The organism is Coraliomargarita parva (assembly GCF_027257905.1).
In the GTDB taxonomy this organism is placed as follows: domain Bacteria; phylum Verrucomicrobiota; class Verrucomicrobiia; order Opitutales; family Coraliomargaritaceae; genus Coraliomargarita_A; species Coraliomargarita_A parva.
In genome coordinates this window covers 178,832-201,771 of record NZ_JAPZEI010000004.1, presented here as the reverse complement: position 1 = coordinate 201,771, position 22,940 = coordinate 178,832, and the positions used below count along the sequence as shown (strand labels likewise).

Annotated in this window: 9 protein-coding genes and 1 pseudogene; 7 read left to right on the top strand and 3 right to left on the bottom strand. The window is 50.9% G+C overall.

Annotation, left to right across the window (positions count from 1 at the left end):
• Positions 1-393: 393 nt before the first annotated feature.
• From melA to O2597_RS07240, 3 genes and pseudogenes are all read right to left on the bottom strand, one after another.
• A pseudogene (melA, locus tag O2597_RS18770) lies at positions 394-1,668 on the bottom strand (alpha-galactosidase); the annotation flags it as partial.
• Positions 1,669-1,878: 210 nt separating this feature from the next.
• Positions 1,879-3,228 carry an alpha-L-fucosidase gene (locus tag O2597_RS07245; RefSeq protein ID WP_269523644.1) on the bottom strand — a complete coding sequence of 450 codons (1,350 nt, stop codon included), beginning with the start codon at positions 3,226-3,228 and terminating at the stop codon, positions 1,879-1,881.
• Positions 3,229-3,363: 135 nt separating this feature from the next.
• Positions 3,364-4,449, bottom strand: a complete 1,086-nt coding sequence (locus O2597_RS07240; protein WP_269523643.1) for a LacI family DNA-binding transcriptional regulator — start codon at positions 4,447-4,449, stop codon at positions 3,364-3,366.
• 17 nt (positions 4,450-4,466) lie between these two features.
• Between O2597_RS07240 and O2597_RS07235 the strand changes: the two genes are divergently transcribed.
• From O2597_RS07235 to O2597_RS07205, 7 genes are all read left to right on the top strand, one after another.
• Positions 4,467-5,885 (top strand): beta strand repeat-containing protein, encoded by a 1,419-nt coding sequence (locus O2597_RS07235; protein ID WP_269523642.1) that lies wholly within the window; start codon positions 4,467-4,469, stop codon positions 5,883-5,885.
• An 87-nt stretch (positions 5,886-5,972) separates the two neighbouring features.
• Complete coding sequence (locus tag O2597_RS07230; RefSeq protein WP_269523641.1) at positions 5,973-11,132, top strand: glycoside hydrolase family 2 protein; 5,160 nt, start codon at positions 5,973-5,975, stop codon at positions 11,130-11,132.
• A gap of 28 nt (positions 11,133-11,160) precedes the next feature.
• Entirely contained in the window at positions 11,161-12,465 is a 1,305-nt protein-coding gene (locus O2597_RS07225) for a glycoside hydrolase family 1 protein (protein WP_269523640.1), read from the top strand.
• A gap of 30 nt (positions 12,466-12,495) precedes the next feature.
• On the top strand, positions 12,496-15,789 hold the full coding sequence (locus tag O2597_RS07220) for a hypothetical protein (protein WP_269523638.1): 3,294 nt from the start codon (positions 12,496-12,498) through the stop codon (positions 15,787-15,789).
• 8 nt (positions 15,790-15,797) lie between these two features.
• Positions 15,798-16,619 carry a hypothetical protein gene (locus tag O2597_RS07215; RefSeq protein WP_269523636.1) on the top strand — a complete coding sequence of 274 codons (822 nt, stop codon included), beginning with the start codon at positions 15,798-15,800 and terminating at the stop codon, positions 16,617-16,619.
• Between the two features lie 147 nt (positions 16,620-16,766).
• Complete coding sequence (locus O2597_RS07210; RefSeq protein ID WP_269523635.1) at positions 16,767-20,840, top strand: LamG-like jellyroll fold domain-containing protein; 4,074 nt, start codon at positions 16,767-16,769, stop codon at positions 20,838-20,840.
• Positions 20,841-21,051: 211 nt separating this feature from the next.
• Positions 21,052-22,926, top strand: coding sequence for an FAD-dependent oxidoreductase (locus O2597_RS07205; RefSeq protein ID WP_269523634.1), 1,875 nt, complete (start codon positions 21,052-21,054; stop codon positions 22,924-22,926).
• The last annotated feature ends 14 nt before the right edge of the window (positions 22,927-22,940 follow it).

Below are 22,940 nucleotides of genomic sequence, written 5' to 3'. Positions count from 1 at the left end.
GCCTAGCTTTGGGCGGGGACGTAATACGGCGCTGACCGCGAGTACATTCGCACATTCAGTTTCGAGTGTGACACTAAGATTATCATCGATTGCAGATTGGTTGATCGTGACTGCCTCAGCGGTAGCGCTGCCTTTGGCGGGAGCTTTCACGGTAAGGATACCATCGCCCTCAAGGGTAAGCGCGTCGCTTTCGGGGCGTAGTTGGAATTGGAGGGTGACGGCTTGACCGGTCGGATTTTCCACGGTTAGGCGGAGCCTGTTCTGCGCTCCGGCGTCGGTGGCGAAGACTCCTTGACCTTCGAGCCGCGCAATGATGCGGTCACCGACACCTGCGTAGCCGCGTCCAGTATTTTTGAGCGTTGGGGTAAACTCGCCGAGGAAGCCATCCTTCTGGTGCGCCTCGATGAGTTCGTCACACATCGCCCATATTTTGTCGAGCGGCAGCGTTGCGCTGGCATGCGGGTCCAGCATGACTGCGTGGTAGATGTGCTCCCGTTTGCCGGTCAAGGCAGCTTTCACGGCCAGTTCCTGCACGTTGATGTTTGTCATGCAGAGGGCGGCAAGTTGCGGTGGGAGCTCGCCAACGGTGACTGGTTGCAGGCCATTGCGGTCTACGAGGCAAGGCACCTCGACGTTACAACGGTTGGGTAGGTTGGTGATGATGTCGCGGTTCGGCACATTGCCGTAAACTGTGCGCGGTTGTCCGCTTTCGATCGAGTGGATGATGTAAGAGCCGTATTCGTGAGACTGTGGCTTGATTTCGATTTCGCCGTCCTTGCCGAGGAGTTCGGCTTCGGTCTCCTCCCAGCTGCCAATGATCGCTTCGCAACGCCGAATGTATTCGTCAATGGGGATGTTGAACTGGTCGATGACCTTCTGACCGTGATGAATAAAATACGGAACGTATTCGCTTTGGTGTTCGCTGGACTCGGTCACAAAGTAGCCGGTACGGCGCATCATCTCGAAGCGGACGAGTTCCTGCCGTCTCTCGGAGTTTTCGAGGGCCTTGAAGAGCAGCGGATAGGCGTCCTGACCGCGATACTGGAACTTCAGGAAGAACGCCATGTGATTGATCCCGGCTACGAGGTAATCCACGTCTTCGGGCGGCAACTTCGCAAAGTTGCAGAGCTGGTTAGCCGTACCAAAGACCGAGTGACAAAGACCGACGTGGGGAATGCCAACAGCTTCTTCAACGGCCCAACAGTTCATGGCCATCGGGTTTGTGTAGTTAAGAAACAGGCAGTTCGGGTGAGCGTAGTCCGCGATGTCACGGGCGATGCTGTTGATGACCGGAATCGTTCGCAGTGCACGGAAAACGCCGCCGACTCCGAGCGTATCGGCAATGGTCTGCTGGAGACCATACTTGGCCGGGATTTTGAAGTCGCGCACTGTGGACGGCTTGTAGCCGCCGACCTGCACCGTGCAGATGACGTATTTTGCCCCGGTGATTGCCTCGCGTTGGTCGAGTGTGGACTCGATCTTCGCGCCGACGTCGAGTTTTTTCGCGATGCGGCGCATCATGATGTCGGCGACCTTGAGGCGCGCCGGGTCAATGTCCATCAGGCAGATGGTGGCGTTGGCCAATTCCGGGAAGCGCCAAATATCGCTGATGAGAGTTTTGGCGAAGACCACGGAGCCTGCGCCAATCAAGGAAATTTTTGGTGTCATGATGAAGAAGATGTTTAATATTAAGATTAGCCTTGGTGGGCTACATTACGGCCTTCTTGAAGAACCAGTATCTCAGTGAACTTAAGTCAGTTTTCGCTGCGTTTGCATGGCATCCGACAGGCGATGTAAACGCATCTCAAAGCTTGGCTTTGTAAGGCTTATGGATCGTCGATGCTGCTGATTGTAAAGTGAATGGATCCCAATTCAAAATCACATATCAATTGAAACGACATCGGTGAGATTTGTCCGCCATTTTTGCGGGATTCGGAAGAGCAAAACTCCGTCGGCATACTCGTAATCAATGGACGATCCTGTCCGAAGCAAAGTGAGCGCCGCCGGTTCTTTGTGTAAATTTTTGATTTCTACGGTGCCATCGAAAATCCAATCGATGTGGGCGTAGAGTTTGCCTGGCTTTTGGGTCAATGGAACATTGGACTCTTCTGGCCAGGCACCTCCAGTGGTTCCTTTGACCGACTCGCCACTGTGCGCCATCCAAGCCTTGAGTTGCTTCATGCGCAGGTAGAAGCTGTGCGGCATTTGCCCGTGTGAATCGGGAGCCACATTTGGCAGAAATTTTCCGTCCCAACTGCGGGTCTTGGACCATTCTGCCAGTAGCCAACCTAGCGGTTTGTAAACTTCGTGGTCGAGGTAGCCCCAAGCTCCGTCTGCAAACACATGGCAGTACTCCCACCAGCCCGGTTCAAGGCGCTTTTCGGGAAACTTGCATTCCGGTGTGTCGAAATCGCCGTATCCATGGCCTCGGGGATTGACAAGAATGCCGGGCTGGAGTTCGCGAATTTCTGCCATGGAAATACTTTCTTCAGGCAAGCGCCCATCAAACCATAAAATGTCGATTTTCCCATAGCGGGTCAGTAGCTCGCGCACATGCCCGTTGCAAAGATCGTGGTATGCCTCCAGCAACTCTGCACTTCTTTCGGGGACTTCGTAAGGTTCGTAATTGACGTCGAGTGCCGGCTTCTGATTGCCGTAGCCATAGGACATATGATGCCGGAAGAAATACCAGTCGGGCGGTGAATAATAAAAGCCAATGCGCATATCATGACGACGACAAGCCTCAACGAACTCACCCACTAGGTCGCGTCCGTTGAGATAGTTTCTCGTAGACAATTCTCCGTATTCACTCGGCCATAGGCAAAATCCGTCGTGATGCTTTGTCGTCAAAACGACGTAATCCACTCCGGCGTCTTTTGCTGCCAAAATCCACTCGTTCGGGTCATAGTTTTCACACAAAAAATTCTTGGCCTGTGCCCAATACTCCGTTGGCGGCACCAGTGTTTGCACTGCATACATACCATAACGTTTCATTGCTTTTTCCATATATCCGGGAGTGCGGTTCATCATCCCCCAGGAAAGATCTCCTTGTCCGCTTACGCTGGAAATCCCCCAATGGAAAAACATTCCCAGTGAAGCATTTGCATACCACTGGGCATCTGGGTGCTGTGTTCGCTGATATTTCGATGTCTCATCGGAAAGCGCAGTAATATTGGCAATCGTGTGCTGTTCCTGAACGATGGTTTTGCTGGATTCGTTTTTATTCATGACACTTGCATTAACACAATTTACGTCTGAGTTTTTGATTTTCTCATACGCAAATGCAGAAGCAAGTGCGACATGGAGTTACGGTAACTTGGCCTCTCGTTTTTATCAGGAGCTTAATGCTTCCATCTATTGGTTTCAGTTTGCTTTTGCATCCCGCCAGAATCCTTGGCTAAGCACCTTTTTGGGGAATTCGGGGATGCCGCGTTCGCCTCGTTGGAATTGCGAGCTGATCATGTCGATCGCGTAGGCGCCCTGAAGGAGTTCATTTTGATCGATGCCGGCGATATGGGGATATTGATCGGAATGCCACAAGGTGACGTAGAGCATGTTGCGGGGAGATCGAGGGTCTTTCAATAAGTTATCTGCTTCCTTTGGTTGAAGGATGAGCGTGTCTAATTGGAGTTCTTTAATCTTTTTTAAGAGTCTTTCTCGTGTGCGTTCATTCTCTTCGATGAGCATCGAAGTGGCTTCTTTTAGTTCGAGAGGGTGGTGAGTGAGGAACGCTGCAGACCAAGCATGATACATCCGTTCGTCCAGTACTGGAGCCATGATGTGGGCAATTCTTCTGCGTTTCATTTGCTTGAGCTTGTTCATCATAAGCACCATCGAAGAGTAGTGATCGAAATGGACGCGATGCAGGTTGGGTTTCCAGAGTCCGAGTCCGATAATCGTGGTGGCATAATTATCCCATGGAAAATCGAATTGTCCGTGGGCGAAGCTGTAAACGGGGGCGATAATGAGACAGTGGATTCCCCGGTTTTTGAGTATGGAAACCAGACGCTTCACTGTCATGTCGGGTTCTTTAAGGGAAAACTGGTCCAGTTTGAAGCCAAGCTCTTCAGCTCTGTTTTCGGCTCCCTTGATCATCTGCCGAAGTGTGACATTCGTCGTGGCGTCCTTAAGCCTGCTGTCCGGCCAGATCCAGGCGATGGTTTCCGTTCGCGAATGAATGCGCACTTTGCGCATGTAGCCCATCATCTTCTGAAGATTGGGATCGGTTTGGTAGCCATACTCGTGAGCGATTTGCAGAATGCGTTCCCGGGTCTCGGGTAAGATGCCGGGTGCATTTCGCAGTGCTCGGGAGACTGTCATGGTGGAGACTCCTGCCTTCTCGGCTAAGTCTTTTAGGGAAATCCGCCTCATGGAGTTACCGTAACATATCAAAAGGCTTGTGAACAGGCTGAAATTATAGAAATTACAAAAACTGTTAGCTTTAACCATCTAATACACCTCACATTATGAAAAAACACCCCAAGGTAACTCGTTCGCTTCTGGCGACTTCTGCGATTGTGATCGCATTCTCCTCCACGGCTCAGGCCGCTGACTATGTTTTGCGGGCCTCTGATGGCAGTAACGCTTCCAGTTTTACGACCCCCTATACCGGCACACCCGGCGGTTGGGCAACAATAGTCGGCGGCACCGATGTCGGCGCGCCTTCGGTTGGTAATAACTATACGGTTACGACAGGTGTCTTACGCACGCCTGATGGTGATTCCACAGACTACACTTTTGCGGGGGATTCGCTGACCTTGAATGGGGCAGGTGCCAATCTCTATCTCTTGGGAGTGAGTGGTGCCACTTACACCATTAATGATTTTATACTGAAAGAAGGGCACATCCTGAATGCCCGTGGTGTGACCACATTGGCCGGAAGTATCACTCTGGATGGCACGGTTGATATTGAGAACGGATCGGCTGGTGATTTGACGATTGATTCCTCGATCAGCGGTAGCGGCACGATCAATTTCGTTGCGTCTACTAAGAAGATTATCGTTTCCAATTTAAATAACTCGTCGATTAATGTCGATTACAGCAGCACCGGTGGGTATCTAAGTTTTACGAATGACACGACGATCGGCTCTCTGAGCAGCAGTACCAGTTCAGGTCGTATTTCGTTCGACGGTTCCGATTTGCAGAGGACCCTCACCGTCAATCAGACGACTGATGTCACAGTTGCCACCCAAATGGTCGGTGGTTATCTGGTGCTGGGAAGTGGATCGACCGCCGCGCTGACCCTGACCGGGAGTAATAACGTTGTTCGCCAAGCGACGACGATTGAAGGCGGCACGCTCGTCGTCGGGGACGGCTCCACGGGTGTCATCAGTGGTGCAGTGGCGGTTAACACCGGTACGCTGAGCGGTTCGCTCGCCTCGGGCAACAACTTCTCCGGCAGTGTCGTTATCGGTGACGGTTCCGGCACTGCAGATGCCATTCTGACGGCAGGAACTACGGACGATCTGACTGGGCGTTTGGCCATCGCGGGTAACTTGAATCTCGGTTCCGACTCAGAGCTGGTCTTCGACCTTTTGACCTCAGCCGGTGTGCTTGATTCCGACTTGGTTGTTGTGGGTAGCGGTTCGGGCACGACTACGATTACGGGCAGCGCTAGTCTGCTCTTTGTTGCCAGTGGTGATAATTCGGGTCTGACCGTCGGGCAAATCTTCACGGTAATCGACGGTGGCACGATCAACGGCTACTTCTCGAATCTTGCCGATGGCGGGACCATTTCCAGCAATGGCGTCACCATGCTTGCGGCTTACTCCGGTGGGGACCTGACCCTTGAAGTCACGGCCATTCCGGAGCCTTCCGCCTATGCGATGGCACTGGCTTTGGCTGTGTGCGGGTTGGTCATTGTGCGTCGTCGAAAGGCCTCCTGAGCCCGGCTTCGGCCAAGCTTGTTGTTTCCCCTTCTTCTTGAAGCAAGCAACGCTCTCTTGTAGCGTTGCGTAAGGTGACCTGTCCCCATGTTTAAGCCCATCCAGTTCGTTCAAGCCGTTCAAACGCTGTTTTCTATAACGCTGCTCACTGTGGCCACTGCGTCCTGCGGCTACAGTGAGCCGTTTCAAGTGACTTTCGACGACGTCAGTTCACTTGGTTCGCTGTCGAAGGCGGAAAACGTTTCGATCGTTTCTGATACAGTCGTATCCGGTAATGGTGCGTCCAAATTGCATTGCGATCTGAACCAAAATGTGGCCAAGCTCGAACTTCCAGAAGAAAGCACGCAGGGGGTGGTGAGTTTCTGGTTGTATGATCCACTCTTCGACGTGAGTACGACGATGGACCGTGGATTTGAGTTATATTGCGGTGATGGGCAGAAGACCGAGCGCTTCTGGTTGCATAGTGGGAAGGGCACGGACAATTGGTATTATCGTGATAGCAAGGGGGTGCGCGATCACGATTTCTACGTCCCACGCCATCTAGGCTGGACACGTTTTGATATCGTCAATCCCGCAGGAGTTGGGCCGCAGCAATTCCTCATTTACATCGATGGCAATCTCGCGGGTAAGACGCCTTCCACTTACGAAACGATGACCGCTCTGCTTATTAAGTCATACTGGGGTACGGGGGATATTCTCTTTGACGAGATTTCCTACAGCGGCAATCCGGACGATTTTCGCCCGAATGTGGTCCGTATGGCGACACTTCCGTGTGATGAAGCCAACACGGTTCCGATGCTGACTGGGCAGTCTCCCAAGTTGGCCCTAAGTCTCAATCCTGCAGGTGCTCGTGCTTCGGAAGGGGAGCTTTCTGTGGAGGTCTTTGATGGTGCTGAAACGCTGTTACAAGACCACAAGACTACGATTCGATGGGATTCGGGGAAGACCGAGCCCCTTGAGTGTATCGTGAAACTTGGCCCATTGCCTCATTCTGGCACTTACTGGGTCGTTGTCAGATATAACGACATCGGTTTGCCCGGGCAAGGTGATCGGTTTTATAAACGTTATGAAGTTCAGTATTACGAGAAGGGCTTTGATAGCCGGGGTGATTCCATAGTTTTAGCCGATGCATGGGATTGGTTACCGGTGGGCGAAAAAGCGCCTTACCGCCAGAACATTCCGGTACCGGAAACCGCTCCCGATCATCCGCCTGCTGACTGGGGTGACGCGATGAAAATTAAAGGTCTCTGGAACCGCTCTTTCAATCTGACCTATCAGGCCGGCTGGTATCAGCGAACGATTGAAGTTCCAGTCGGTTGGAAAAGAAGTGATATCTATCTTGATATTGATGAGCCACAAACCATAGCTACGGCCTACGTCGATGGGGAGGTGTGCGGTGAAGTTGAATGGCCCGGAGGCAGTCTTGATCTGTCGTCTCGACTGAAGGCCGGTAAAACTGCCACGCTTTCTATTTTTGTTCGTGCGGATATAAATGCAGGCTACAACCGCGTGCTGAAAGAGATACTTGGCGATTCATTCAAGCCGACTGAGTGCGTTTATAACCGCGGACTGCGTGGTGAGGTGAAGCTTCGTGCGGTGCCAACAGGCGCGTCCATTCAGCATTCGTCGATCACGACTTCCGTCACGGATGCAATGCTAAGTGCACGCGTTCGCTTGAACAATCTCCAGCCCGGTGCGTCCTATGTGTTTCAAGCCAGCGTTGGCAATGGTGCGGGTGAGGCGCTTGCATTGCCGGATGTCTCTTTCACCGCCAGTGCAGAAGACGCGGAGATTAGCCTTGACGCTCCCTGGGCCAACCCCGTCTTTTGGGATATTTATCAGCCCTACCTCTACGATTTCAATGCTCGTTTGATCGAAAACGGCAATCTTGTGGATATCGCGGAACCGGAAACATTCGGCTTCCGGGAAATCCGTTTTGATGGTCGTCTGGTTAAAATGAACGGTCGCACGCTCAACCTTTTTGGTGGCTATACCAGCCAGTTCAATGCGTTTGGTACCAGTCAGGGCTTTCGGGACGTCAACATCAACTACAACTTTGGTGTCGGTTTCCGGCATTCGGTCATCTTGGGCGCGGGAGATTCGTCGTTGGGTGACTACGTGCGTTATTGCAGTGACAGTGGCACGGGGGGGAGTATCCGACTCGGCTGGTTCTATACGAAGCAACTCGTGCAGCAGGGTAAAGAAAACGATCCGCGTTACTGGGAGTTCTTCCAGAAAGTAGTGAATTACCAGATTGAGCGCTATGGCAACAGCCCGGGGATTTTCTTCTGGCAGGATCTGGGTTCACTGCTGGACATGGGTTCCATGTACAACCCGCTGCTTCAGGATGGTCGCTGGCTGCGCGACTTCGATGACAACCCGGTTCTTGCTCGTTTGGCTCGTACCCAGCAACATGTGATCGGTATTCTGCGGGAGGCGGATCCCAGTCGTCAAATCACCGGGCAAAACACCGGAAGCTTTTTGGACGCTGCTCACATTACGCATTATCCCGGCTTCATGCCGATTCAGGAGTTGATCGAGATGAACGACTATTGGGTGAAAAATGGTGTCAAGCCTCTGTTTTACAGTGAGCAGGCTGGTCCATTTATTCACAACTGGTCAAATCGCCCCCGCGCGGGCGGGCACACGGCACAGCGTATCATCCCTTATGATGCGGAGTGGATAGCCGTCACCAAGGGAGATCAGGCTTTTGAGCGCGATGCCGTGGACGAAGAAGTTCTCCATGCCTACGAACGGACTTCCAAGAGGAAGTTCGATTCGATCGCAAAGATTAAAGATCCGGTTGAGCGTGAGAAAGCCTTAGAGGGTTATAGTAATAGCAACACAACAGAGCTTTACAATATCTCCGATGAGATGAACAAGCGCGACCAGGTCTGGTTTGATCGGCAATTGGCTCAGTGGCTGAACTGGCGTGCGGATGGCATCGGATTGGTGACTTCACATTACTTCAGTTTCGGCAATCGTATGGATGAACTGTTGCATCGCGCTCAACAGCAGGTGACCGCTTTCATTGCGGGTTCGCCTGACGACATGCGCGACAAGACCCATATCTATGCCCCCGGTGAGACGCTTAAGCGCGGGCTCGTGCTGCTGAACAATTCTGCAAATGACGAGAAGGTGACTTATCAATGGAAACTCATCTTTGGTGGAAAAACGGTGGCCGAGAAAAAAGATACATTGGTGCTACCAGCTGGGGAAACGGTCAAGGTTCCGGTCGAGTGCGAAATCCCCGCGCTGAAAGATGGCGAAGGCACGCTTGAAATGACCTTGTCCGAAGCCGGAAAGAAGGGGCGTGAGTTAATCTCGGAAAGCACACCGATTTCAATCCTGTCTCCGCGTCCATTCAACAGCAGCGCGCGCATTGCCTTGATCGATCCCGAAGGCGATACGGCCAAGATACTTGAAGAGAGCGGCATCGTTTTTGATCAGGTGCCTTTTAATTATGACCTGAAAGACTACTCGATGGTTATCTTTGGTCGGCGTGCTTTCGACTACGAACTGAAGGCGACTCCTGAAGGCATTGATTTGGGCAAGCTCATGGCCTTGGGCAAGCGTGTCATTGTGATGGAGCAGTCTGAGGAAACCCTTCGGCAGCGCTTCCACTACCGCACGAATTACATTTCACCGCGCGATGTCTATGCCCGGGACTTTGCCCGGGGGCTCTTCGATGGGATGTCAAATAGCACGCTCAACTACTGGCGGGGCGAGTCGACACTCACCGACGGCTATGCGGTCGCACGTGAAAACCTTTCACCTGAACGAGGCGAGGGCAACGGTGGCCGTTGGTTCTACATTTGGAATGATGGCGAGAAGCACGCACATCCGATGAAGTGGGGCAACCATCACAACGTTGCCACGGTCGTTATCGTCAAGCCGGACACGGCTGATTTTACGACCTTGGCCGATTGCGAATTTGCACTCAACTACGCCGCCGTCTGGCAGCTCCAGCAAGACAACGGTTACCTCGTCTTCAGTCAATTGGATGTCAGCGGACGAAAGAATCCCGGTCCCGAAGTTGAGCGTTACACGCAAAACCTGGTGCGCTATGCTGAGTCCCTGCCTGCGCCCGATCACCGTCAGGTTGTCTACCTCGGCAATGATGCGGGAGCGCAACTGTTGACTCGTTTGAGCGTGCCCTTTACCCGCGACCCCAAAGGCGTCAACCCGGCGCACACTGTTTTCGTTCTGGGTGATGCCCCGGTTGAGCAACTCATGAAGTGGAAGCCCGGGCTGGATCCCTTTGTGCAGGCGGGCGGCATTGTTTTCTCTCTGCCCAAGAGTCTTGAATCACTCCAGTCAGCTTGGACGCCGACCAAGCTTTCCGCCTCGGAACGGGAGGTGGACCATTCTGTGGTCGGTCACAATGCGGACCCGCTACTGGCCGGGCTTGGCAATAGCGACTTTTACTGGAAAGGTAGCATCCCCGTGGTGGCGATCACCGGCGGTGACGGTGTTGACCTTGTTCTGGACACTGGTTTGCTGGCTCGTGTTGCCGAAGGAAAAGGCGAGTGGATATTCTGCCAGTTTGAGCCTGCCATTCTGGACTACGATGAGAATTATTTCTGGCTGGCGGATTCGGTCTGGTATGCCGAGCGTGCCTTGCGGACGCTGCTGTCCAATTTGGGGGTTGCCATGAATCCGCCGGCATTCCTGCAATCTCCGCGTTCGCCGATGAGTCCCGCCGCGTCGATCAATCTCACGGGCCAATGGCAGATCGGAGAAGCCTATTCGGATCTGCCGGATCTTAGCCCGATCAATGAAGTCGATTCCTGGAACCAGCTTTCCCTCCCAGGAAATTATCGGGATCTCGGAATACAGTGGCAAGGTGTTAGGGAAGGGCTGTGGTATCGTCGCTCTTTCAATTTGAATCAACAGCCAGCCGATGCAGCGAAGATCCTTATCGGTTCGATTGAAGGTATCGACACGGTTTTCATCAATGGCCAGATGGTCGGTCATACCAGTCGGGAAACGCATCCGGACGATCTCTCCACCTTCAATCGTGACTATCCGGTGCCTTTGAATTTGCTGAAGGTGGGGAGCAACGAAATCGCTATTTTTGTCAGCTACGACACACAGGCACTGCTAAGCCCCGGCGATGGGAATGTGCATCCCCCTATCGTATTTTCCCTGCTATCAAACGCCTCAGCGTCGAAAAAAGGCAAAGCCGAATTTTATCTTAACGAGCTCAAACGCTCTGATGATCCCTACCTATTTAATGGATGGTAAGTTAAATTTATAAACTAGGAAAAATAATATGTACGATATATTCAGTCTCCCCGATTTTAAATTTCCCTCAGACTTCGTATGGGGGAGTGCTACGGCCGGTCACCAAATTGAGGGTGATAATACCAATGCCCAGAAATACCATCAAGAGGTCAAACGGGACATTAAGGAAAAATCGGGCAAAGCATGTAACCATTACGAGTTGTTCCGTGAGGATGTGGACATGATTTCCGATCTGGGCCACCAGGCTTATCGTTGTTCCTTGGAATGGTCGCGCATTGAGCCGACCCAAGGCGAGTTCAGCCAGGCGGCGCTTGAACATTATAAAGAGCTTCTTGTTCGAGTGAAAGAGCGCGGAATGAAGACTTTCGTTACTCTTATCCACTTTACCCGGCCTCAATGGCATGAAGAACTGGGCGGGTTCAACAAAGTCGAGAATATTGCGCCTTTCCTCCGCTATGTCGAAAAGGCGGTCCGCTATCTTGATGAGTTTGTCGATTATTGGCTCGTTCTGAATGAAGAAACGCATCTGTTGCACGGAGTCGAGATTGGCTTTAACCGCATTCGTGCGCATGCCCAAGCCTATCATGTGATTAAAGGGATTACCGACACTCCTGTCAGTTCCGCTCACTTGGGAATGCATAGCTATCCCTGTCGCTATTATGATGAACTTGATCGCACGATGACCTTGTATGAGGATTTTCGTATTAACGGATGTGTGCTGCATGCGATCCAGCATGGAGAGCTTATCGCCCCCTTGGCGGATGCGCAGGATTGTCCCGAGGCGAAGGGAGCGATGGACTTCTGGGCCATCAATCACTACACTCGACATCTGGTCAACTCGCGATCCAAGTCCTTGTATTCTCCACGTTTTCCCCACAAGAAGCTCCGCATGATTGACATGGATTTCTCGCTGGAGGAAATGTTTCCAGAGGGTCTTACCTCTATCTTGGAACGCTTCAACGACGGACGCGATGTCTGGGTAACGGAGAACGGTTGTTCCTGTGCGGATGATCGTTTCCGTATCGTGTTTCTTGCGCTGTATCTTTCTGCAGTCAACGACGCCATTCAGCGTGGGGTTAATCTGAAGGGCTACCTCTATTGGTCCACCATGGATAACTATGAGTGGGGCAGCTTTATTCCACGATTCGGCATGGTTCATGTCGATTTTGAGACTTTCCTGCGAACCCCCAAGCCCAGCGCTTATTTCTTCAAGGAAATGATTGAACAAAACGGCTTCTCGCAGGAGATCCTCCGGCGTTATCTCCATGAAATGCCCAGCCTGGTGCAGAGGTCATCAGGCGCGCCTTCCGTTTCTCCTGCGACTATTTCTTGAGTTTCCGAGAAACGCCATCAGACCAGAGTCATGAATGCCAACGGCCAAATTCGAAAGACTCGTGATGTTTACCGTCAACAGTCAGCGTCTGGTTTTGCCTTGGTTGTGGCCTTGTCGCTGATGGCGTTTATCATCCTGCTGATTCTCAGCCTTACATCACTCGTCTCAGTTGAAACCGCTAATGGGCAGCATCAGATGCTGATGCTGCAGGCTCGTCAAAATGCGCTGCTGGGGCTCAATGTTGCTATTGGCGAGGTTCAGGAATCGATGGGGCCGGACAAGCGGGTGAGTGGTACGGCGGCTTTGCTGGATACAGATCCTTATGACGAGGATCTGCGGGATGCGACTTCCGGCTTAATGTCTATCGATGGTTTGAGAGATGCTTGTGTTCATTGGACTGGAGTCTGGGAGACGAGCAGGGACAACGACGATTATGTCCAGGTGGTTTTTCGGAAGTGGTTGGTCTCCGGGACTATTGGCAATTCGGATCCAAATCGGGATTCAGTCCTCAGTGATGCCTCGTCAATGGATAATGCCATTACATTTGTCAGTGGGAGTGACGAGATGGAGGCTGGCAAAGTGGACATCGCGGCGAGTTCCGGTCCATCGGATGGAGCTTATGCCTGGTGGGTGGGCGATGAAGGTGTTAAGGCTAAAGCGAATCTTACGAATCCGACTGCGGACGATGACGGTCTTTCCCCGCTGCGATATGGCATTGAACAGGTAAATAATCTCGAATGGTATGCTGGCAGCCTTCCTCTCGCCTCCAATATGGTGGATTTTCCATCGCTTGAGATTGTCGCCAAGGAGCAGGGCGGCACCGAGGATGCCATCAGTGAGGTTCATGACGCCCTGACGTTTTCCAGTTATGGCGTGCTGAGCAATACCATCGCGGATTCTGATGAATCTGCCTTACGCAAGGATTTGACCCTGGGGCTCTACGACGCTACGATGAACCCTAATGGCCAGATGTTTGGAGCCGCTTCGAGCACGGGTCCATCTGTCTTGGATCCCGGTGGCCCTTATTGGGATCAACTGCGCTCCTGGGTGAATTTGCAACCGAATGGCGATGGCGAGTTGCCGGTTCAGGAAGCTACTGCCACAAAGGCGGGGGCCTACCCGATCCTGGCTGGGTGCGAACTCTATGTGGTGCCGACTTACCAGCGCGATGGCTCTTTTTACAGCATTTACTATAACTTTTTCCCTGCGGTTATTCTCTGGAATCCCTACAACGTTCCTTTGAAAAGTCAGGACTACGTTGTTAGCCTGGGGCACGTTCGACTCAACAAGGGAGCTGTCGATCAGGATTTTGTAAACATTTGGAATTATGATTGGGTGTATTTTGCCTATGCCGATAGGACAGCCCCGAATACCCGAATTATTTATTCATTGCCGGGTTCGACGTTCAACCATGCGATTCAGTTTGTTTTGAATAGCGGTGTGATAAATCCGGGAGAAGCGATTGTATACAGTCCGGTGTCGGGGGGCGGAATCGTCAATTATGATGTTTCAGACCCACTGAATGGCACAAACTCCCCCGTCTTGGAAAGGGGCTTCCGGATAGGCGCCGATGGGTTCCGCTTTAATACTGGTCTGAGTCTGGATGCGACTTCGACTCAGTTTACCTCAGATGACGGGGTAGTAGAGATAAAGGGGTCGGTCAGTGGGCATGCTACGCGTGTGCTGGCGACTCGACTTGCTTTGGCAGATGGCTCTGTTCTTCAGAGCAGTGTATATCAAGATACTAATAATCCCAATGGAATCATTAGTATTAACAATGCAAATTACATTGAGGAGTCTCCGAGCAATGGAAGCGCTCTTGATTTAAGTCAAGCGCTTGGAATTCAGCTTATCATGAATTATACGGATAATGATCGGTTTTGGAATGCTTATTCTAATGTTGTGTTTCCTGAATCGAAGAAATGGCTGAGCCTGTATAACCCGCGGGCGCGATTACATGGCCCGACTCCCTTGGTGTTTGACGATCAGCAGCAAGGCATGGTCTCATGTGTCCCGACTTATAGTTGCAGTCGCTTAATTGATGGCGAAACCAATGCTTCTACGGGCTTTGCAGATATTTCCGGGGGGAACGTGGATGTTGGTGCGGTAGGAAATAGCCGATGTATTTTGTTCCAAGTCGCGCCTGATCGTGACGATTTACGTTCCATCGGTCAGCTCAGTCAGGCTCCGCTTTACAATGATTCCGGTGATTTTGAGGAGCGTGTAGTGAATTCACGTTTCGGGAATCTGATTCCTGCCTATGCGGTTGGTAATGGCAGGGCGGATCCTCTGATCGATCTGGAAGAGCTTTCGCGCAATTGGGGCGAGGTTTGTAATCCGCTTGATGCAACATTTGATCTATTCGTTGGAGTGCATCATGATTACGCCTACAAATTAAACGAAGCCTTGTGGGACCAATGGTTTTTCTCAACCTTGCCGGATAGCACGTCTTGGACCGCTCCTGAGAATCTGCGTCTGGCTGTGCTGGATTCTGACTCTGCGGATGCGCCTAGTGTGGATGCCGCGTCGGCAAATCTCATGCTTGATGGCGCGTTTAACATCAACAGCACCTCTGTTGAGGCTTGGAAAGCCCTGCTTGCCTCCTTTTATGGAACGGATGTGACCCGTGAGGACGGAACGGTGGATTCGTCGAGTGCCGCCACGCCCCGGTCTCCTCTGTTGAGGCTGGATGAGCCCTATGGCGGTCCGGTCGAGGACGGCGCGAGTGAAATTGACGAGGAAAATTATACGGGCTACCGTCGTCTTGATCGTGATCAAATTGCTGAGCTTGCCCGTTATATTGTTGAAGAGGTCAAACTGAGGGGGCCGTTTGGCAGTCTTGCTCAGTTTGTTAATCGTATGCCGAACCGGGATGGTCGACTGAACGAAGATCCGGATGCCTTCCGCTTAAAGGGAGCACTCGCCGCAGCGATTAACAAAACCGATATTAACGAGGTTCTGAAGACGACGGACTTCGAAGTCGATCCCAGCGGCACAAGCCAGTTGGAAGTCGATGCCGAAGCAGGGTGGCGTTCCGAAGATTTACCTGGTTGGCTCAGTCAAGTCGATATTCTGTCGCGTCTGGGGAGCGTGCTGAGTGCCCGATCGGATACGTTTCGCATTCAAGCTTATGGTGAGGCGACGAACCCTTTGACGGGGCAAAAAGCCATTGCGCGTGGTGAAGCCATTGTCCAGCGCCTCCCGGAATTTGTTGAAAGCATGGATGCGCCTGAATTGAGTTTTGACGAACTCGGTGCGGTGAATCAACAAATGGGCCGCCGTTTTGTTGTTGTTGGTTTTCGTTGGTTGGAGGGGGATAACTGATGCTGTCTATGTTTGCCCGATTGCTCATACTCACCGTGGTGTCTGTTCTGCCCTGCGTTGTGTTTGCTCAAGGCCCTGAGGAGAATATATCTGCGGATTTTCGCATTTATTTGTGGCCGGAATCATCTTCACCTTACCAAAAAGACGCGCTGCGTCGTAAGCTAATTAAGCATATTGATGCAGAGACGGGAGAGACATGGTTGGAGGACTCTTTCGTTCCACCAGTCCTGAATTACAACAGCACTGCCGAAACGGAGGCGGCGGGTGCGGTTTCTCAATCGGTTACCCTTTACGAAAACAAACTTTCATCGTGGTGTCGCTATCTCGGCCCGCCCAAAATTACCTTTACATCCGCCGTTGACGCGACTGGCCAAACTCCTTTGTCCAGTCCGAAATCGAGTGCTGCGGTTACGCTTCCCCTTAACGGGAAGCAATGGTTGCTTCTGTTTTTCCCAGTGGGTGGTGATATTTATCGAGCTTATCCCCTGCCCTATGCATATGACGAGGGCAAGCAATCCAAGGACATGATTTTTAATGCCTCTTCGACCGACATCATGTTTACGATGGGCAAGGGGAGTTACGAGTTAAAGCCAGGGGAATCTATCAGTCTTTCTCCAAATGTTATCGATGAACATTATCAGGTGATGGCCATCGCGGTTAAAACCAAAGCTGACGACGGACGATGGAAGCGCGTCATCCTTAGGAAATATCCCATCTATTCGGGGAAATGCCGTTTGTTTGTAATTCACAACCGGGCGCACAGCACTCAGCTGGATTTAAAGCCTATTAGTATCGATCCCGCTGTCGTTAATGCTGGGGAACTCCCATGATATTGTGTCGGGATTCTTATAAATAATCCGAATGGGCGGATGTGATACGCTGAGATTATCGCAGTTAATTTAACAGGTCAAAAAAGACCTAATTGCTAAACTAACCCCAAACTCAAGATTGTTATGCCCCAAAACATACTCCTATGTATGTGGCTTACCCTGTGCAGCGCCACATTAATTGTTAAAACATCAGTAGCAGACACGCTTCTTGTCTACGATGATTTTAGTCGAACCGGAACCTTGGATGATGCGTCTCCAAGCTATACATCCGATCCTTCGCGAAATATATGGGGTGTGAACCGGGCTGATTACGCGACCACTGACGGAGCCTGTCTAACCTTGGACACCGACAATGCTTCTGGTGCTATTTCCGCTACCATGCCTATGTATTTATCGAGTGACTATTTCTCAATTTTTCCTGCCGTTTATGAAATCTCGCTTGATGTTAAAATGACTTCGGGATCATCCACGGGGTGGTTCGGGTTCGGTTATTCAACGAACTCACAGTCAAGTGGTCAGTCACTCTCTCAATTTTCCCCTTGGGTTTTGATACGTCAAAACGGCGCTCTTAATCTTGGGATGTTAGCCACTGATTATGCCTATACGTCATCATCAGGATCTTATCCGGGAGATAATACATATAGTATCAAGATTATACTGGACACGACGCAAAGTGACTGGACCGTCTGTGCGTATGTTAATGGGAGTCAACTTGATTTGAATGAAGAGGATGTTAGTAGTTTTGTTGCCAGCTATAGTAGCACTCCTCTCGGTGAAAATCCTACAAGTGACCGATCAGTTTTTATTTATGCAAATGCTGGTATTGGAGATATTGAGATTGATAATTTTTGCATTAAGCAAGTTGAATCCCCTGGAAGTCCTTTGTTGGTAGCTGATGGTTTTGATCAAATAGGTAGTCTCGATGGGGAAAGTCCAACCTACGCAACTGATACGTCTCGTAATGTCTGGAATTGTAGCGACACAGTAAATGCGACAACAGACGGTTCGTCCTTGTTGCTTGATACTGATAGTGCCAGTGGCTCTATCACGGCTGTTATGCCGATGTATCTTTCATCTGCTTACTTCGGTTGTTTTCCTGCACGCTACGAGATCACGCTTGATGTCACTGTTCCCCAGGGATCGTCCAGTTCGTGGTTAGGGTTTGGCTTTTCGTCTAGCGCCTTCACCACCAGTAGTTTGGATGACTATGCTCCATGGGTTTTTTTGCGTCAAAACGGTGCGCTTAATGTTGCCATGGCGGGCACTGATTATGTTTACACTGCCGCATCTGGCTCTTATGCTGGAGGTAGTATGCACTCCTTGAAGCTTGTTTTGGATACGACGACAGAATATTGGACTGTCGAGGCCTATGTTGATGGGATCCAGCTCGACTTGAATAGTGCTGATAGTAATAGCATGGTTGCTTCCTACGAGAACTCTGCATTGGGTGTGAATCCCTCTGACAGCCGTGCTGTGTTTATTCGGGCATCTCAAGGCATTGGGACTGTTGTCGTCGATAATCTAACCATTGCTTGCTATCAGTTGGAGTCTAACGAGGGTGCCGTGCGGATGGAAGTGGGGGATGACTTTCAGAAAATCGTAAATACATATCCGGCTGGAACGACATATCTAATTGCCGCTGGCACGCATCGTTTGCAGTCTGTTACTCCTAAAGATGGGGATACTTTTATTGGCGAAAATGGTGCCATCATGAAAGGGTCCCGGGTAATCGATTCAAGCAGCGCAATCGCGAATGGTGATCTCTATTACTGGACTGGGCAAAACGACTTGTCACATGAATCGGCATATGGTGGATATGTCGAAGGATCAGCTGATGCCGTTTATTATAATTCAGAACTGTTTGTCGATGATGTTCGGTATACGCATGTGGATGATATTGATGAATTAGACGAATCTGGCGAATGGTATTATGATGAGGATAATGGATATATTTATATCTATGGAGACCCAAGCGGACACCTTGTTGAAGTATCTGTAGAAAATCCAGCTTTTGAACCGGGTTATGCCAGGAATGTGACCATTGAAAACTTAATAATTACTCAGTATGCTAGTTGTATGCGTCTTTCTGGTTCTATTCGTGGAACGTATAGCACAAGGCTGACTTTGAGGAATTGTACTGTATATAATAATCATTCGGGTGGCGCAACTCTTGGGGGGTATGGGTTCGCTGTTAATTGTCTGTTCTCGTCAAACGGCCTTTCAGGGCTTTTGGGTTCGGATCAAGATGAGGGGCCAATATTTGTCTCCCACAATAAAATTGCATCAAATAATTGCATCGGATACTCCATCGGAGAAGAAGGTGGTCAGAAAATATGTGCGACCAACGGAAGCTTGATAGAGCAAAATTATTATTATAACAATGGGATATGGAACGATGAGGGGACTGTTGCTGATGTCATAAGATCTAATCTTGTTGAGGTTAGCCAAGATTCCGAACTGGGTGTTACGCGCGCAATTTACTACGAAGTATGTGGTAGTGACGATGAGGTGCCGGGCTTGATCGCATGGAATACAATATATAATGCGCAAGAGACGGCTGTATTCATTAATAGCTCTGAAAATGTAATGGTTGTAGAAAATATATCGTTTGGAGGAAAGGCTGTTTTTCGTGTCTCTGACCATGATCGCGAGCCCGGACTGTCGAACCTTGTCGTCTTTGGGAACTACTGCCAAGCCTCTGGTAGTGCCCCTTTGCAAGCTTCGATTTCCTCCGATTTTGGGGCTGCAGTTTGGGATAAAATAAAATATATCGATTATAATAGCTACTATGGCGATAATGCCTTCCGTGTTCTAGGAAACGATGGAACGTTTACTTTGTGGCAAAGCTACGGGATGGACGCAAATGGCAGTTGGAGTTCTTCGGAAACTCCAGAGCTGCCAGACTGGGCGATTCCATTCGAGGAATCTTACTACGGCGTTCTTCCTGGCACTCGAACTGCACATTTTCGTATGGATGAATCGTCTAGCAGCGTCATTGACAATAGTGCTGTGGATGGTGCTGATGGTGCACTTTACGGTTGGCCTATTTTCAAATCCGATAGTGGAATGAAAGCGGGTGCCCTTTCGTTTGATCAAACTGATGGTAGCTCTGATTATGCGGATTTGGGAACTTCTCTCGGCAATACCAGCGAGATGACCGTGTCATTTTGGATGAAGCCAGACGGAACAATATCTGACATGATTCCTGTAAGCAAATCTCCTGATGATACATCAGGAGCCGGTTGGGCGTTCCAGTTACTTGATGATGGTGACGTTGTTTTCCGGGTGGGGAGTGCGAGTAACTGCACCAATGTTTCCGCGTCAGCCGGTATGTATGGAACAAACTGGATGCATGTCGCAGGAACTTTCAGTGATGGAACTGCGCGGCTTTACATTAACGGTGAATTGATAGCTGAAACCAGTGGTATCACGCAAGCGATCCAGAACTCAAGCACTTCACTGAGGTTGGGAGTTCCTGAAGATGAAACGGATCAATCTTACAATGGTATGCTGGATGATCTTCAGATATACTCTGAAGCGCTAAGCGCAGTTGAAGTCAAGAGCCTGATGAATTGCCTTGGATTGAAGGACACATTAATGTGTGGTTATTGGCCGTTTGATGATGTCGGCGGGGAATCGGTTCGTGATTACGATTACAGTTTTAATGAAAACAACGGAACGATTCAAAATGATCCGAGCTGGGTTTCAGGGACGAGAGGTTATGCTTTAGACTTCGACGGTTCCAGCAGTTATGTGAATATACCGGATGATGAAGCATTGTTACTCTCGGATGACGTAACTTTATCTGCATGGATATATGCCGATGACGTTACCGGTCACCACACCATTATTTCCAAAGGCGAAAATTGCGCCCTTGAAATATATGATGGAAAGGTGCGTATGGTTCTGACCTTGAGTGATGGCAGTTATTTCCGTGCACAAACAGTAGGCATCGAGGTAACGACGGGGCAGCTTTATCACCTTGGCGCGGTTCGCGAAGGTGATTCGATTCGCATTTACGTTAATGGTGCAGAGAAATCGGTTACCTATATCGACACGCGTTCCTCGCTATCAATCCAAAGTAACACCAGTGACATTGAGATTGGACGGTATGCTGATGGATCTCAGTATTTCGATGGTGTCATCGACGAGGTTCGTATCTATCCGATGGCTCTCTCATCCGGTGAGGTTGAGTCATTGTGGGGAATGATTGATATATAAATTCCTTTGGTGTGACCTCTGGGGATAGTCCTCCCCGAGGTCGCCTTGCCTCGCTCGCGTATGCATGAGCGGGACTGTCTTTGTCGATCAAAGGTATCCCGTTCTCCATGTTACTCCTTCTTGGGTAATGGTTGAGTTACCGTAACGCGGAGTCGAGCTTGTTTCAAAGCCTGAGTTTGAGAAGATGCATCACACAAGGCTTACATCCGAAATGAATTCTCAGCTCAAACGCATTAACCACCATGTAGACGTCTGCGTCGTTGGTGGCGGCATGACAGGACTTATTGCTGCCGTAGCCGCTGCCCGACGCGGTAGTTCCGTGCTTCTCGTCCATGATCGTCCTGTTCTCGGCGGTAACGCTTCCTCTGAAATCCGCATGTGGATATGCGGTGCTTTCGGTGCCAACAAAAAGGAAACGGGTATTTTGGAGGAAATTCAACTGGTCAATGCCCAACGCAATCCGGACGGACTCTATTCGGTTTGGGATTCGGTGCTGTTTGAATTCGCGTATTTTACCCCCGGCCTGACTACCTTGCTGAACTGCTCCTGCAACGACGGACGGGTTGAAAAAGGTCGCTTGGCATCAATCGACGCATGGCAGCTTAGTACGCAAAGCTGGCATCGTATTGAGGCACGGTTCTTTATCGATTGCTCGGGTGACTCGATCCTGGCTCCGCTTAGTGGAGCGGAAACTCGTTGTGGACGCGAAAGCCGAGAAGAATTCGGCGAAGAAATCGCTCCAATAGCAGCTGACCTTAAGACCATGGGCAATACTGTATTGCTTCAGCTTGAGGAGACGCCTAGTCCGAAACCGTTTTCTCCTCCATCCTGGGCATACCGCTTCGACGATGACTCCAACCTTCCCAGTCGTATTGGAAATACTTTCGGACATAATTTTTGGTGGCTCGAACTCGGTGGGTTGAAAAACACCATCGCTGATGCGGAGTTCATTCACGATGAACTCATAAAAACAGCATGGGGCACTTGGGACTACATGAAGAATCGGGGTCCTCAGGCAGAAAAACTCACCAATTGGCGTCTGCGCTGGATGGGGGCACTTCCGGGGAAGCGAGAAAGTCGTCGCTACATCGGACAGCATACCCTGACGCAGCATGATATCGAAGCGGGCGGTAATTTCGACGATATCGTTGCTTACGGCGGCTGGAGTATGGACGATCACCATCCGGCAGGCCTCTACTATCCCGGAGCTGCCACCATTTTTCATCCCGCGCCGTCTCCGTATGGCATTCCGCTGCGCTGCCTCTATTCGCGCAATGTGCCGAATCTATTCTGTGCCGGGCGCAATATCTCGGCCACGCATTGTGCGCTTTCGTCAACTCGTGTGATGGCCACCTGTTCACTGCTCGGTCAGGCAGTTGGAACGGCTGCCGCCCTTTGTGTCGCGCATTCCATCGAACCGAACGAAATTGCAGGCCCATGCCTTGACCGGCTTCAGGAGCAGCTTATGGAGGATGATTGCTGGCTGCCGGGGCGAATCCGCCCTGTCGCGGCTCCGATGAATGAGGCAACGTTAAACACTGTGAATGCCGCATGTCTGACAGATGGCCATGAGCGCAACGCTGATGGTGCGGAGCACGCCTGGAGCGCTCCGCTGGGCAGCGACATTACCCTTGAGTGGAGCGCACCCCAATACCTCGATTGCTTACGCTTGGTTTTAGACAGCGATCTCAATGCCCCCAAGAGGATGCCCTGCACCTATTCGATTCAGTCCCAGTGCTTGGTGATGCCCAAGCAACTCATCCGCAACTTTAAGGTCGAAGCTCAATGCGCTGACGGTATATGGGAAGTCATTCACGAGGAAGTCGATAACCGCCGTCGTCTGGTCGTTCTCCCAATAAACCGGGAAGTCCGTGCCTTGCGTTGGACGGGGGAATCCACTTGGGGGGCCGCTGAGCTACGCGTCTTCAGTATAGAGGCTCGTGCACGGCCTATGCCGCTGAGCCAAACGCCACCTCCCGGCCAAAACTGGAACGAAGTCGTCGCTGGCATCCCCCCCGCTGACCTCGCCGAGCCGGATCATGGTCTTGAAGGCTCCGGACGTGGGACCTCCCGCTTCGGCGCTTAGGAAAATTTAGAGAA